General features: G+C 59.2%; 9 protein-coding genes. 6 read left to right on the forward strand and 3 right to left on the reverse strand.

What is annotated here, in order from left to right:
• Positions 1–443: 443 nt before the first annotated feature.
• Both AC6I6H_RS11190 and AC6I6H_RS11195 read right to left on the reverse strand, forming a co-directional pair.
• Positions 444–2222 (reverse strand): ABC transporter ATP-binding protein, encoded by a 1779-nt coding sequence (locus tag AC6I6H_RS11190; RefSeq protein WP_497953850.1) that lies wholly within the window; start codon positions 2220–2222, stop codon positions 444–446.
• Complete coding sequence (locus AC6I6H_RS11195) at positions 2215–3984, reverse strand: ABC transporter ATP-binding protein (RefSeq protein WP_497953851.1); 1770 nt, start codon at positions 3982–3984, stop codon at positions 2215–2217. The genes AC6I6H_RS11190 and AC6I6H_RS11195 overlap by 8 nt, the downstream gene beginning before the upstream one ends.
• A gap of 202 nt (positions 3985–4186) precedes the next feature.
• Between AC6I6H_RS11195 and AC6I6H_RS11200 the strand changes: the two genes are divergently transcribed.
• Complete coding sequence (locus AC6I6H_RS11200) at positions 4187–4513, forward strand: hypothetical protein (protein WP_497953852.1); 327 nt, start codon at positions 4187–4189, stop codon at positions 4511–4513.
• On the opposite strand, the gene AC6I6H_RS11205 is transcribed toward AC6I6H_RS11200, so the two are convergent.
• Complete coding sequence (locus AC6I6H_RS11205; RefSeq protein WP_497953853.1) at positions 4447–5325, reverse strand: AraC family transcriptional regulator; 879 nt, start codon at positions 5323–5325, stop codon at positions 4447–4449. The two genes, AC6I6H_RS11200 and AC6I6H_RS11205, sit on opposite strands and share 67 nt — an antisense overlap.
• A gap of 176 nt (positions 5326–5501) precedes the next feature.
• Here AC6I6H_RS11205 and AC6I6H_RS11210 point away from each other — a divergent pair, with 176 nt between their 5' ends.
• The 5 genes from AC6I6H_RS11210 to AC6I6H_RS11230 all read left to right on the forward strand — a co-directional run bounded on the left by AC6I6H_RS11210 (position 5502) and on the right by AC6I6H_RS11230 (position 13983).
• A complete protein-coding gene (locus AC6I6H_RS11210) occupies positions 5502–7574 on the forward strand; it encodes a glycoside hydrolase family 31 protein (RefSeq protein ID WP_497953854.1) in 2073 nt (690 codons plus the stop codon).
• A 228-nt stretch (positions 7575–7802) separates the two neighbouring features.
• Complete coding sequence (locus AC6I6H_RS11215; RefSeq protein WP_497953855.1) at positions 7803–10220, forward strand: WD40/YVTN/BNR-like repeat-containing protein; 2418 nt, start codon at positions 7803–7805, stop codon at positions 10218–10220.
• Positions 10221–10305: 85 nt separating this feature from the next.
• Positions 10306–10842 (forward strand): CDP-alcohol phosphatidyltransferase family protein, encoded by a 537-nt coding sequence (locus AC6I6H_RS11220; protein WP_497953856.1) that lies wholly within the window; start codon positions 10306–10308, stop codon positions 10840–10842.
• Positions 10843–10969: 127 nt separating this feature from the next.
• Positions 10970–11341 carry a PH domain-containing protein gene (locus AC6I6H_RS11225; RefSeq protein WP_497953857.1) on the forward strand — a complete coding sequence of 124 codons (372 nt, stop codon included), beginning with the start codon at positions 10970–10972 and terminating at the stop codon, positions 11339–11341.
• 260 nt (positions 11342–11601) lie between these two features.
• The gene (locus tag AC6I6H_RS11230; protein WP_497953858.1) at positions 11602–13983 is read left to right on the forward strand and encodes a polyprenyl synthetase family protein; all 2382 of its coding nucleotides are present in this window, start codon (positions 11602–11604) and stop codon (positions 13981–13983) included.
• Positions 13984–14246 lie beyond the last annotated feature (263 nt).

Genomic DNA, 14246 nt, shown 5'->3' on the forward strand with positions numbered 1-14246 from the left:
GTGGAGTTAGCATGGCGTGACGCAGACGGTGGAAGAAGTGGAGTTAGCATGGCGTGACGCGGGCGGTGGAAGAAGTGGAATTGGCGGAACGTGACACAAACGGCGGAAGCAATGGATTTTGCGAAAGCAGGAAGTACGGCGCCGACGATGGAGCCGCAGAGTAAGCGGGTCGTGTGGGAACCGATGGTGAGCCCTGAGTAAACAGGACCAAAGGGCAGACGGTGAGAGAAGCAAGAAGGACAGATCGCATGTGATGCTAACAAGGGACATGTGACGCAATCGGCAACGGCTGCAAGTTAAGCGAGCTGAAGCGAACAGTGGCGTCACGGTTCGATGCATGGACCAAACGTACATGACAGGGCGGACCAAACAAAAAAGGCGGATTTCCCGCAAGAAAACCTGCTGGGAAATCCGCCTTGTGCCTGTTTTGCGGTTGGCCGGCTTTAAATGGCTTCCATTTTCTGAGCCGTGTACAGCCGGTAGTAGAGTCCTTTGCGCGCCATCAGCTCGTCGTGCGAGCCGTATTCGGCGATGCCTTTGTCCGACACGTACATGATGCGGTCGCAGTTTTTGACCGTGGACAGCCGGTGCGCGATGATGAACGACGTCCGGCCCTTCAGCAGCTCGTTCAAGCCCTGCTGAAGCAGGCGCTCCGTCTTGGCGTCGATCGACGACGTCGCTTCGTCCAGGATCAGGATGCGCGGGTTGGCGAGCAGCGTACGCGCGAACGAAATGAGCTGCCGCTGCCCCTGCGAAAGTTTGGAGCCGCGCTCGTTCACTTCCGTCAGGTAGCCCTGCTCGAATTCGCGGATGAAGTCGTCGGCCCGTACCGTTTTGGCGGCGGCGACGATCTCTTGCTCGGTGGCGTCGAGGCGGCCGTACCGGATGTTATCCAGGATGGTGCCCGAGAAGATGAAGCTGTCCTGCAGCATGATGCCCATTTGACTGCGCAGGGAATTCAGCGTCACCTGGGAAATATCCTCGCCGTCGATCAGAATGCGGCCGCCGGTCAGGTTGTAGAAGCGCGAGATCAGGTTGACGACCGTCGTTTTGCCCGCGCCCGTCGGACCGACGAGGGCGATGCTTTCGCCCGGCTTCACATCGAACGAAAGGTTCTCCAGAATCGTATGGCCCGGATCGTAAGCAAACGTCACGTTGTCGAACGTTACCCGGCCCTGAACGGGCGGGAGCGCCTTGGCGTTCGGGGCGTCGCTGACCGTCACCGGTTCGTCCAGCGTTTCAAAAATCCGTTCCAGGTAGGCCACGGCGTTGATGAAGCTGTTGTACAGGTTGGACAGGTTCAGAATCGGCTGCCAGAAGCGGGCCGCGTAGCTGCTCATGGCGAGAATAACGCCGAAGGTTACATCCGCGGGACTCAGCGCCAGCAGACCGATCATGTAGATCAGGGTCGTGACGATGGTCGCCAGGTTGTCGACCGAGAACGGGATCAGCGCATTGTACCGGAGGGCGCGCATCCATTCCTTGCGGAAGTTGCCGGCCAGCCGGGTGAAAATGCCTTCGTTGCGCTGCTCGCGCGAGAAAATTTGCGTAACGCCGATGCCGCTGATGCTTTCCTGCAGGTAAGCGTTCAGGTTGGAGCTTTTGTTGGACACCGCCTGCCAGGCGCGGCGCTGCCGGGTTTTGATCAGCATCATGATGCCCAGGAACACGGGCAGTCCGGCCAGCGTGACGAACGAAAGCCGGACGTCGACGGCGAACATGAACGCGGCGATGAACAGCAGGTTCACGATTTCCAGAATAAAGTTGATGATGCCGTTGGAGAGCACATCCGAAACCGAGTTGACGTAGTTGACGACGCGGATCAGGATTTTGCCCTGGGGACGGTCGTCGTAATACTTGAACGGCAGCGCCTGCAAATGCTTGAACAGGTCCGACCGGATTTCAAAAATGATGTCCTGCCCGACCCGCGTCATGATGCGCGAGCGGATGGTGGCGAGAATAACGCTGACGACGATGGTCAGCAGCATCACCACCGACCAGATGGCGAGCGCCGGAACGTCTTTTTCAGGGATGGTGACGTCCACGACATGCTGAATGATCAGCGGAGCCGACAAGGCGATCGCCGCCGACAGGGCGCTCAGCACGAACGCCAGGATCATTTGGTTTTTCTGACGCTTGATATAAATCATCGCGCGGCGGAAGTGTTTGATGTCAAACGGGGACTCAAGGTTCTCGTCGACGTCGAAGCGGTTTCTAGCCATTCGCGGTCACCTGCCTTCCGATGCCTTCGTTTTGCAGCATGAATACTTCGTAGTAATAGCCTCGTTTTGCCAGCAGCTCGGCATGGGTGCCTTCTTCGATCAGACGGCCGTTATCGAGGATCAGAATGCGGTCCGCTTTTGCCGTCGTGGATACCCGCTGCGCAATGATGATCTTGGTGCAGGGGAAGTCCAGCTCGCTCAGACTCTTCTGGATGTGCTCCTCGGTCTCCAGGTCGACGGCGGACGTCGTGTCGTCCAGAATCAGGATCGGACGGCCGACAGCCAAGGCACGCGCCAGCGCGATCCGCTGCTTTTGTCCGCCGGAGAGGCCGACCCCGCGTTCGCCCACAATGGTGTCGTACCCCTCGGGCATTTTGGTGATGAAGTCGTGGGCGGCGGCAAGCCGCGCGTATTTGACCGTGTCTTCCTCCGGAAGATCGGGGTCGCCGAAGGCGATATTGCCGTCGATCGTGTCGGAGAAGAGCAGCACATCCTGCGTCGCCACGCCGATGTTGCCGCGCAGCTCGTCAAGCTCCAGCTCGCGCACGTCGACGCCGTCCACCAGCACGCGGCCTTCGGTCACGTCGTAGAAACGGGGGATCAGGTTGATCACCGTCGTCTTGCCCGAACCCGTCGAGCCCATGATCGCCACGGTTTCGCCCGGCTTGATCTTGAAGCTGACGTCCTGCAGCACCGGAACGCTGTCATATTTGAACGTGACATGCTCGAACTCGATGCCGCCCGCATACCGCCGTTTGTCCACCGGATTGTGCTCGTTGACGATAAACGGCTTGGCGTAGTAGATTTCGACAATCTTGCTCAAGCTGGCGAAAAACCGCTGAATGTCGTTGATAATGATGCCGATGTTGCGCATCGGGTTGGACACGGCCCAGATCAGCGAGGAGAAAGCCGTGAATTCCCCGAACGTAATCCGGTCGTTCATGACGTACAGGCCGCCGACGAACATCAGGATGACGTTGAAGGCCTGCGCGAAGGTTTCCAGGAACGGAAAGAAATCGAGCCAGACGAGCGCGGCTTTTTTGTTGGCCTTGGAGTAATTCAGGTTCTTTTCCGAAAATTTCTCGATTTCGTAGTCCTCGCGGGCAAAGGCCTTGATGACCCGGTTGCCGGAGATGTTCTCCTGCGTGGTCGAGTTCAGCTGGGACAGCCGCTCGCGCAGGTCGATGTACATGGGACGGACTTTTTTGGCAAACAGGTAGGCCACGATAAAAATGGGCGGAGCCAGGACCAGCAGCCACAAGGTGAGAACCGCGTCAATCGTAAAAAAATAGACGACCGCGGCAACAAAGATGGTCACCGATTCGATGATCGTCTTGATTATCCAGGCCATGGAGTGCCGGACCATGTCGAGGTCGCCCGTCATTTTGGTCATCAGGTCGCCCGTGCGGTTATGGTCGTAGTATTCCATGTCCTGCCCTTGAATTTTGTTGTACAAAAAGATACGGACCCGGTACAGCATGTTTTGCGAGGAGTGCTCGTACTGCATCGTCGTCAGGTACGCAAGACCCGTCCGAAGGAGAGAGAAGCCGATCATACCCAGGCAGAGCGCGATCAGAAGTCCCCGCTGATCCGTCAGGTTTTGCACGGCGTCGTCCCCCGCAATGAAGGTATCGACGATGCGTTGGCTGATGTAGGGATTCACGATGGTCAGCGCGGAGCCGACAACCGAGAGGCAGAGCGCCAGAATGTAGCGGGCCCGGTCGCCCTTCAGGTTCTGCCACAGCCATTTTAACTCAAACATTTCATCACCTGTTTCTGCTTGTTCTGTTTCTCCTGTTGAAGAGAACGAGGATGACTTTTTAACAAACAACGTGATTATACCAGATAAACGCGCGGAATAGTTTCGGGATTTAAACTTGTCGTTACAGAAAATTAACTTTTAATCAAACTTTCCGAAGCCTTCGCCGAAAAGATTTTTCCAGGCCAGGCAATAGGAGGCGATATTGCGAAAGGACGGGGAAAGGCAGCAGCAAAAAGCCCCGGGCTATGTTTCGCCGAAGCGGCGGGCCCGGGGCAATTCTTATTCCGGCGCTGGACGCCGGGCGGCCGGAACGGCCGGAGAACGGGAGGAGACGGAGCTTGGAGCAGAGACAGGAACCCGCCCCGTGCTTTCGGAAAAAGGCCGGCTCGTCGGCAAGCGGCTTGCCGGAAGCTTCGCCGCCGGACAGCCGGAGCAGGTATTGCCCGCTGTCCCCGGCGGAGCTCACCCCTCGCTCCGGTACCGGCGCGGCGAGCAGCCGATGGCTTTGACGAACTCGCGGTTGAAATAGCTGACATTGTTAAACCCGACGTGCCGCGCGATATCCGCGATCTTCCAGTCCGTTTCCATAAGAAGGGAACAGCTTTGCAGAATCCGGTAACGGATCACGTAGGCGATCGGCGTCAGGTGCATCACTTCCTTAAAAGCGCTGCAAAACTGGCCGACGCTCATGGGCAGCAGATCGGCCAGCGCCTTCAGCGTGATCTCCTCGCCGTAATTCGCCTGAATGTAGGCGATCACCGGCTGCATCCGCTCAACCTTGTAAGCGGGGTTGTCCCTTCCGGGAGAAAGCGCGGGAATGGCGTTCCGGTAGCAGAGATGCCAGATTTCAAACAGCTTGCTTTTGAGCAGCAGTTCTACGTCCGCCAGCGGATAATCCCGCAAAGCGTCGATCTCCCGCAACCGGCCGAGCGCCTCCTGTTCCCAGCTTTTGCGCCCCGTCAGGTGATTCGCAAAGGTCCGCTCGCCTTTCAGCAGCGGATGCACAAACCGCGCATAGGCCCCGCTCTGCGGATTGTCGCCGAACAGATTGGGATGAAAAACGACGACGCAGGCTTCGCAAGGCATGCCGTCCAGCGAGCGGGCCGCATGCAGCTGGTTGGACGAAACGAACAGCCCTTCTCCCGCTTTTACACAATGGTCTTCTTCCTCAATGGTATACACCATGGCCCCTTCCAGAACCGCCACGAATTCGAATTCGTAGTGCCAATGCAGATAGAAAAACGCGTCGGCGCCCGCCGGGTAGCTTAACCGGTGTACCGCCGCGGGTAGAAGGGGGGTCCCGTGCACCGCTTTTTCCTTCAGGAGCAGTCGGGGTTTCATAAGCTCGCCTCATCTTCCAAAAGGGGAAAATAGTGTTACTCTTCGGCAATTTACTTAAAGAATCGTGCGAAAACAAGAAATATAATTCAAGTAAAGCGAAGGGAACCGGAAGCGTAACGCCAAACGGCCCTTCCCTTCCATTATAGCGAAGTTGCCAGCCAAAAAGGAGGAGCCGCATGAAATTCAGAAGAGAAGGAAACCGCCTGATCGGAAGAGCCGGGGCGGAGACGATTTGGATTGAGCCGTGGGGCGCTAATTCGCTGCGCGTGCGCATGACGAAGGAAGCCGAAATGGATGGAAACGATTGGGCGCTTTTGGACGAGCCCGCCGCCGCGTCCGCCGAGATTACCATCGGCGAAACGGAGCTTGTCGAGCCGTGGATTCCCGAGGCGGAGCGTGAGCAGCGGACGTTCCGCGCCCAGGTGGCGACAATCCGGAACGGGGAGATCACCGCTTCGTTTAACGCGGAGGGCTGGCTTTCGTTCACGAACAGCGACGGGCAGCTGCTCACCGAGGAATACTGGCGCGACCGCAACCGGATCGACCGGTACTGCGCGCCGCTTCGTGTCGAAGGCCGAGAATTGAAACCGCTTACCGGATCGAGCGATTACAAGCTGACGCTCCGTTTTGAAGCATACGAAGACGAGAAAATTTTTGGGCTCGGCCAATATCAGGAGGGGCTGCTGAACAAAAAAGGCGCCACCCTGGAGCTGGCCCACCGCAACTCGCAAACGAGCGTGCCCTTCATGCTGTCCAGCCGGGGGTACGGCTTCCTCTGGAACAACCCGGCCATCGGGACCGTTACGTTCGGCACGAACCGGACGGAATGGACGGCGGCGAGCACGAAGAAGCTGGACTATTTTATCACCGCAGGCAAAACGCCCGCCCAAATCGAGGAGCAGTATGCAAACGCCGTAGGCAAAGCGCCGATGATGCCGGAGTACGGGCTTGGCTTTTGGCAGTGCAAGCTTCGCTACCGCACGCAGGAAGAGCTGCTGACCGTGGCGAGGGAGTACAAGCGGCGCGGCATCCCGCTCGACGTGATTGTCGTGGACTTTTTCCACTGGACGAAGCAGGGCGATTTCAAGTTTGAGCCGCGGGATTGGCCGGACCCGGAAGCCATGATCCGGGAGCTGAAGGAAATGGGCACCGAGCTGATGGTATCCGTTTGGCCGACGATCGACAGCCGTTCCGAGAATTACGGCCCGATGAACGAGGAAGGTTATCTCATTTCCGCCGACCGCGGGATGAACATCAACATGAACTGGATGGGGGAAACCGTCTTTTTCGACGCCACCCATCCGGGTGCCCGCGAATACGTCTGGCAGGTTTGCAAAAAGAACTACTATGACAAAGGAGTGCGCCTGTTCTGGCTGGATGAAGCCGAGCCGGAATACGGGCCGTACGATTTTGATTTGTACCGGTACCATCAGGGGCCGGCACTGCAATGCACGAACATCTACCCGCTCCAGTATGCCCGCGGTTACTATGACGGCATGACGGCCGAAGGGCAGGAGGGCGTCTGCAACCTGGTGCGGGCCGCATGGGCAGGCAGCCAGCGGTACGGCGCTTTGATCTGGTCCGGCGATATCTCCTCGACGTTTCGCGCCATGCGGGAGCAGCTGCAAATCGGGGTGAACATGGGGATCGCGGGCATTCCGTGGTGGACGACCGACATCGGCGGCTTCCTGGGCGGGTACGTAAAAGACCCGAATTTCCATGAGCTGCTGCTGCGCTGGTTTGCGTTCGGCGTGTTTACGCCGGTCCTCCGCCTGCACGGGGAGCGCGTGCCGCACATTGAGCCGGAGCAGGCTGTGATCGACGGCGTAGCGCAGATGATGACCGGCAGCGACAACGAAATCTGGAGCTATGGCGAAGAGAACTACGAAGTAATGAAGGAATTCATTCTGATGCGCGAGCGCCTCCGTCCTTACGTGAGGGACTGCATGAAAGAGGCGCACGAAAAAGGAACTCCGGTCATGCGCGCCATGTTCTATGAATTCCCGGAGGACGCCGCCTGCTGGTCGGCCGACACACAGTACATGTTCGGACCCGACATTCTGGTCGCGCCGATCTTCGAGCTTGGCCAGCGGAGCCGGGAGGTTTACCTGCCGGCCGGCCAAAGCTGGAAAAACGCCAAAACCGGCGAATCCCTGCCGGGCGGCCAAACAATCACCGTCGATGCTCCGGTACACGAGATCCCTCTCTTTGTCCGGGCGGAGAAGGAGCTTCCGATTTACGAAGCTTGACTTTGGATAGGATAGGCGGATTTGGATAGATCTGTTCTTTCCTCATTAATAGCGGAGCCTGCCCGGAGGGGATTTGGAGCCGAAGGAGCGCAGCGTTCGCCTTTGTTTTCGGATTTCCACTCCGATGAAGTATTAGATGAAGAAATTCGAAAACAACAGCGACCGAAAGCCCAAATTCCCGCAGGGTTGGTGCAGCTCGCCTAACAGAACTTATACGGAGGTGCCGAATTGGCCAAGGAAAGCGGAACCTACCGCTATCGATCGATTTCCGTCCCGGGCGGCGGCTTTGTGACGGGCTTTGTGTTTCATCCCGCCGTACCGGACATCTTGTACTGCCGCACCGACATCGGAGGCGCATACCGGTACGATTTTGCGGAGCGCCGCTGGGTATCGTTGGTGGACCATGCCACCGATCCGGGAATGTGGGAAACGTACCCGCTGGCGCTGGCGCTCGACCGCCAAAACCCCAGCTACGTCTATGCCATCGTCGGTTTGCATCCGACGCATAAAATCGCTTTTTCCGCCGATTACGGCGAGACTTGGACCTACTTCGATCCGCCGGTGATTGATGACAAAGGAAACACGGCGACGATTCACGGCAACGCCCCGGGCCGTTCGACCGGCGAGCGCCTGGTTGTCGATCCGTACGACTCGAACGTCCTTTATTTGGGCACGATGGAGGACGGCCTCTGGAAAACCGCCGACCGCTGCCGCACCTGGACCCGGCTGAACGTAGCGGCCCCGGGCAAACCGGCGGAAACGAATATCGCGTTTGTGGAAATCGATCCGGCGAGCGGCGGCGAAGGCCGTGCCGCGACACGCATCATCGCGGCCACGAACGGGCAGCAGGGATCGCCGGGCGGCAATGTTCGCGGCCCCAGCGTTTACATCAGCAACGACGCGGGCCGCACCTTCGCACCCATCGCGGGCGAGCCGGCGCCGGTCTTCGGCGGCCCCGCGGATTACCCGGGCTACGTCGGACAGCGCGCCGCTTTTGTCGGCAAATATTTGTTCGTCTCCTACGCGGCGTACAACATCGGCTGGTCCCAGTGGCATACCTACGGCTGCGACACGGGAAAATGCTACGACGGCGCGCTTTACCGCTTCGAGCTGGATGAGGAAGGAACGGTGAAGGAGGCGCTTGACGTGACGCCGCCGAATATTGTGGACCCCGGGTTTTGGGACCCGGACGCGCCGGACCGCAGGCTCGGCTACGGGATCAGCGGGATCGGCGCGGACCGGCAGGCCCCGGGAACGCTGATTTGCTCAACGATCACCGCGGCCCCGGATACGATCTACCGGTCCACCGACTACGGGGTGACCTGGAAGCCGATCATGTCCGGGCTTGCCGTCGGAAAGCTCGATTTTAACGTGTCCTACCAGAAGCCGGAGTACAACGGGAACGATTCCCTGATCCACTGGATGTCGGATCTGAAAATCAATCCGTTCGACCGGGACATGGCGCTGTTCAACACGGGGGCGGGCATCTTTATGACCCGCGATCTGACCCGGGCCGATCAGGACGAGCCGGTTACCTGGGCCTGCTGCGACGAAGGCGTCGAGGAAACCGTGCATTTGAACATTTACTCTCCTCCGGCGGGCGAGGTACAATTAATTGACATCATCGGAGATTACGGTGGGTTTGTGTTCGCCGATCTGGACCGTCCCGCAGAGAATACGTTCGCCAATGAAAAAGGCGACCGCTGGATCACCGCGATGAACGCGGACTTTCCGGACAACGATCCAAATCTGCTTGTCACGACGCCGCGCGGCAACTGGACGGGAAAAACCAAAGGCGGGCTGATTCTTTCCCGGGATCAGGGGCGCACGTGGACGCAGCTTTCCAATCCGTCCGGGCTTAGCGAGGCGGTGGACGAATGGATCCGGGAGCTGCAGCGGCCGAACGTGACCTCCGGCTGGACCGCCATTTCCGCGGACGGCCGCACGATCCTGTGGGTGCTCGGCCTTCCGGTTTATGCGTCCCGCCTCGTCTATACGCATGATGAAGGCGGAACCTGGGCCCGGTCTGCGGTGTACGACCGGGAGGGGAATCGGTTGGAGGGACATGACGTTCCCTTCAAGGTCATGTCCGACCGGGTCAACCCGGAAGTATTCTACGGGTTCAGCGATCATGCGGACGGGCAAGGCTTCTACGTCAGCACGGACCGGGGCGAAACGTTCCGGGCCATTGAAGCGCCCGAGGCCTTTCCGGCGGTCGATCTCGCCGGCATCGACAGCGAGCAGGATTACGAAATCCGGGCCGAATCCGGCCGGGAAGGCGTCGTTTGGCTGGCGATGCAGGAAGGCGGCCTTTGGCGGCTTGTTTTCAACCGCGAGCGGAATGCTTTCGACGGCAAACGGGTTTCCAAACCCGGCGACACGATCAAGCGGATCGGGCTGGGCAAGCCGGCGGACGGCAGCGAGATCAAAACGCTGTTCACCAGCGGCACCATCGCAGGCGAATACGGGTTTTACCGGTCCCATGACGGCGGCGAAAGCTGGCTGCGGATCAACGACGACAAGCACCAGTACGGCGACATTCGCTCCATTTCGGGCGATCCCCGGGTGTTCGGCCGGATTTACGTGGCGACGGGCACGCGCGGATTGGTATACGGAGACCCGGTTGAAGAAGCGAAAGGCAACTAAGTGAACCAAAAGCAATAAGCAAAACGGCGGGTCCCTGCTCACGGATGTGGAGCAGGGGCCTTTTGGGAGAGGGGCGGCGGCGAAGATGAAGCATGCGGCGACGGCGATAACGGGCCTGCGGATTTTGCTTTCCCTGGTACTGCTTTTCATCCGCCCGTTGTCCGCTCTTTTCTACGTCCTATATGCGCTTTGTGCGCTGACCGATGCAGCGGATGGAATCGTGGCGCGTAAAACGGGAACCGCCAGCAAAGCGGGGGCCGCGGCCGACAGCCTCGCGGACATGATCTTCATTGGCGTCATGTTGGCTGTGTATGTGCCGCTCCTTCGGCCGCCTGCCGCCATCTGGGTTTGGACGGCCGGCATCGCGCTGGCCAAAGGGGCGGCGCTCCTGGCCGGCTTCATCCGTTTTCACGCATTCGCCGCTCTCCACACCCGCGCCAACAAAGCCGCCGGGCTGGCGCTCGTTGGCGTGCCGCTCCTGCTCCCTTTGACCGGCATGGCCGCCGCCTGGGTTGTCTGCGGCCTGGCAAGTGTGGCGGCTGCGGAAGAGCTGTACCTGAATCTGACGGCGAAAACCTTGGACCGGGACGTCCCGGGGGTGCTGAGAAAGCGGCCATTTTAGCTATCGTGCGCCTCTCCCGCCATCGGAAGGACAATCCCATTTTTGCCCATGATCAAAAAAGGAGAATGTCGCCTTTTGGCGAATATAGAATTTTGTACCGATATTCACATTGGAGGGGTTTACGGAAATGGCGGAGGCAAGCACGGCTTTGCAGTGGGTTTTTGTATCGGAATGCGGGATTCCCAACGACGTTAACGAGGTGCTGTGCGACGGAGAAGTGGCGGTCGCCGCTTACAAAACGTTTCGCGACAGCGCGATTTTTACGAACAAGCGGCTGATCGTCCGGGACGCGCAGGGGCTGACCGGCAAGAAGGTGGAGGTTTATTCCCTGCCTTACAGCGTCATCAACATGTGGTCGACGGAAAACGCCGGCCGTCTGCTTGATATGACGTCCGAGGTTGAACTGTGGACGCGCGCGGGCCATATCAAAATCAAGCTGCACAAAGGCGTGGACATCCGCAAGCTGGACCGGCTGATCGCTTCGGCGGTTCTGAAATAAATTCTTGCGGCCAACCGAATAGACCAGGGAAAACGCCGATTCGGCGCCGTCAAGCGGCAGCCGGGCGGCGTTTTTTTCTGCCTCGCCGCGTGCTTTCGCAAAAAGCGTCCCGGGAAGCATTGCTCAATAGGCGGATGCGCATCTTGCGTAACCATCCGGGAACTTTTCCGTAGTAAGTGGAAACGTCGCCGTTCGTACGAAGCGGCGGCAGCGCCGTAAGAAAACGGGCGCGAATCTGCAAACGGGGGCGTTAACGGCTTATGAAAGCGGAATGGATCCATGAGGCCGATGCTTCGTACCTGCTGGCGGAGCGAAAGGCAGCCCGCTATTTTGCGGACCTTTACGAGCAAGTGACAAAAAAGACCTATATCCCCGTTCTGACGGAAGATATCCGCCTCTGGGGGCGGAATCATATGCCGTCCCGGTGGCATACGCTTTTCTCGCGCATGACGAAGAAGCCCGATTCCGGCGATTACACCCGCTACATCCAATGGCTCGATTATCGCGGCAAGCTGGACGCCTACCTGGACCGGAGCGTTTCCTATCTTTATTTGCGGGACCTGGGGCAGGCGCTGGATTCCCCGGCTACCCGGAAGCAGGTGGCCAAAACAACGGCCGACCTCAAACGCCGCCTGCTTCAATCCGCGGCCAAGGCTCCGGCAGGGGACCCCGGAGCGCTCAGCCTCGCAGGCTTGTACCGCTGGGGGCAAAAGGAGGGCGTCGAAACCGCCGTCATCTGGCTGATCGCCAAGCTGAAAGAAGTCGCCGTTCACGTCCCGGAGGAGCTTAACGCCGAGCATGCGCAGCGAAAGCTGATCAAAATTATTCTCGGCGTCGTTCTGCATGTGATGGAGGACATGGACGAGGAAACGCCGCCCGCCGAACGGGCGCGAAGGCTGGACGAGGCGATCCGGCTCGGCTATTCCTACGGCCTGACCTATCCGTTCATCGACGATCTGCTGGATTCCACCATCCTGAGCGCCGAAGAGAAGGCGCGTTATTCGGGCATGATCCGCACGTCTCTGTTAACCGGGGTGGTGCCGGCGGCGGGCGAATGGAAAGGGAAAAACCGCGCGCTGATCCGGTATGTGCACGGCGAGCTCCGGGAAGCGTTCGATTACATTCGCGGCTCGCAGCGGGCGGAAACCAGACGCGCTTTTTTCGAGCAGGCTTATGTTTTTTTCCATGCGCAGGAATTGGACCGGGCCAAGGTGCTGGACCACGCAGATTACTCGAATGAAGAGCTTTACCTGCCGGTTATTCTGAAATCCTCCTCGTCCCGCCTGATCGCCCGTTCCGTCCTGAGCGCGTCCGTGGACGACGGCTTCGAGAGCCGGACGTTTTTCTACGGAATCTACAACCAGCTGGCGGACGATTTTGCCGACCTGTTCGACGACCTTCGAGACGGCGCGGTCACCCCTTATACCTACTATTATAAATACAGGGGAGCGCGCGCGGATTTGGTGAATCCGTTCGCCCTCTACTGGACGGTGATTTCCCACCTGATTCATCAGGTGTACCGCTCCGACGCCAAAACCCGCGAAGTCATTCTGGACCGCGCCGTCAACGGGCTGAAGCGCTGCCGGCAGCGGCTCGGCGCGGAAAAATACAACGAGCTGATGGCGCTATTCGCCACGGGTGACCCGGCATTCGACCGTCTGGTACAGAAGGCGGCTCTCCGTGCGCAGGACGTCGAGTTTTTCGACAAGCTGCTCCGTGACCGTGTGGCGGCCTCGCTCAAGAGCGACCGGGAGGACCGGGAACGTTTTCTGGAGACGTCCCGGGCGGTGCGCGAGCGGATTCAGGCGCTGCTGCCCGTCGTTTTTCCCGGCGATCACGCGGAGATGTACGAACCGCTCGTATCGGCCGCCAATTACAGCCTGGAAGGGGACGGCAAGCGGCTCCGGCCGATTCTCACCTGGATGATGGGCGTGGAAAAATACGGGCTTCCGGAAGCATCCATCGCGCCGCTCCTCCGGTCGCTTGAGTACATGCATACCGCGTCTCTCATCTTCGACGACCTGCCTTCGCAGGACAATGCGCCGGTTCGCCGGGGACGCCCGACCCTGCATCAGGTGCACGACAGCGCGACGGCGGAGCTGACCGGCCTCTACTTGATCCAAAAAGCAATCGAGGACCAGACGTCGCTTCACGGCTTCGACGCCCAAAGCGTACTTGGCTTGATGCGGTATTCGGCGCAAAGAGCGGGGGATATGTGCCTCGGGCAGGCAATGGATTTGCGGACCAAGGGCAAAGCGCTGACGCTGGCGGAGCTGAATCGGCTGTGTTTTTACAAGACGGGCATCGCCTTCGAGGTGGCGCTTGTAATGCCGGCCCTTCTCGCCAAGGCGGGAGAGGCGGAGGTCGCGGCGTTGAAAGCTTTCGCGTACCACGCGGGCATCGCGTTTCAGATCAAAGACGACCTGCTGGACCTGGAGGGCGACGGGCTGGTGCTCGGAAAGCCGGCGGGCCAGGACGCGGAGAACCGGCGGGCGACCTTTGTGACCGTTCTCGGCTCCGACGGGGCGCGCAAGGAAATGTGGGGGCACTACTGCCAGGCCATGGAGGCTCTGGAGAAGCAGCCAGGGATGCCTGTGTTTTTAAGGCATCTGCTGGACTATATGGTGCACCGCGAACGTTAACCAAGCAGAGGCGCCGGCGGGAACGTTGGCGCTTTTTGGGCGACGAAGGAAAAGGACGGTTGCCGTCGGGCTGAGTTGGTCCAAGAGCGGCCTTTTTAAACTCTAACGGTTGCCACCGAGCTTATTTCAGCAAAATGACGTTTTTTTATTGAAAAAACCGGAAATAGGCGCTGTCACAACCGTTAGAGCCGAAAAGGGCCTCAAACACGGCAAATAGCCGCTGTGGCAACCGTTAGCCACCCATGCCCTGGCGGGCACCACAG

Source organism: Gorillibacterium sp. sgz306347 (assembly GCF_059735245.1).

Bases quoted from the DNA above. Each gene is read 5' to 3' on its own strand.
- AC6I6H_RS11220 (WP_497953856.1), top strand. From the start codon at position 10,306: ATGAAGCATGCGGCGACGGCGATAACGGGCCTGCGGATTTTGCTTTCC.
- AC6I6H_RS11225 (WP_497953857.1), top strand. From the start codon at position 10,970: ATGGCGGAGGCAAGCACGGCTTTGCAGTGGGTTTTTGTATCGGAATGC.
- AC6I6H_RS11205 (WP_497953853.1), bottom strand. From the start codon at position 5,325: ATGAAACCCCGACTGCTCCTGAAGGAAAAAGCGGTGCACGGGACCCCC.
- AC6I6H_RS11190 (WP_497953850.1), bottom strand. From the start codon at position 2,222: ATGGCTAGAAACCGCTTCGACGTCGACGAGAACCTTGAGTCCCCGTTT.
- AC6I6H_RS11195 (WP_497953851.1), bottom strand. From the start codon at position 3,984: ATGTTTGAGTTAAAATGGCTGTGGCAGAACCTGAAGGGCGACCGGGCC.
- AC6I6H_RS11210 (WP_497953854.1), top strand. From the start codon at position 5,502: ATGAAATTCAGAAGAGAAGGAAACCGCCTGATCGGAAGAGCCGGGGCG.
- AC6I6H_RS11230 (WP_497953858.1), top strand. From the start codon at position 11,602: ATGAAAGCGGAATGGATCCATGAGGCCGATGCTTCGTACCTGCTGGCG.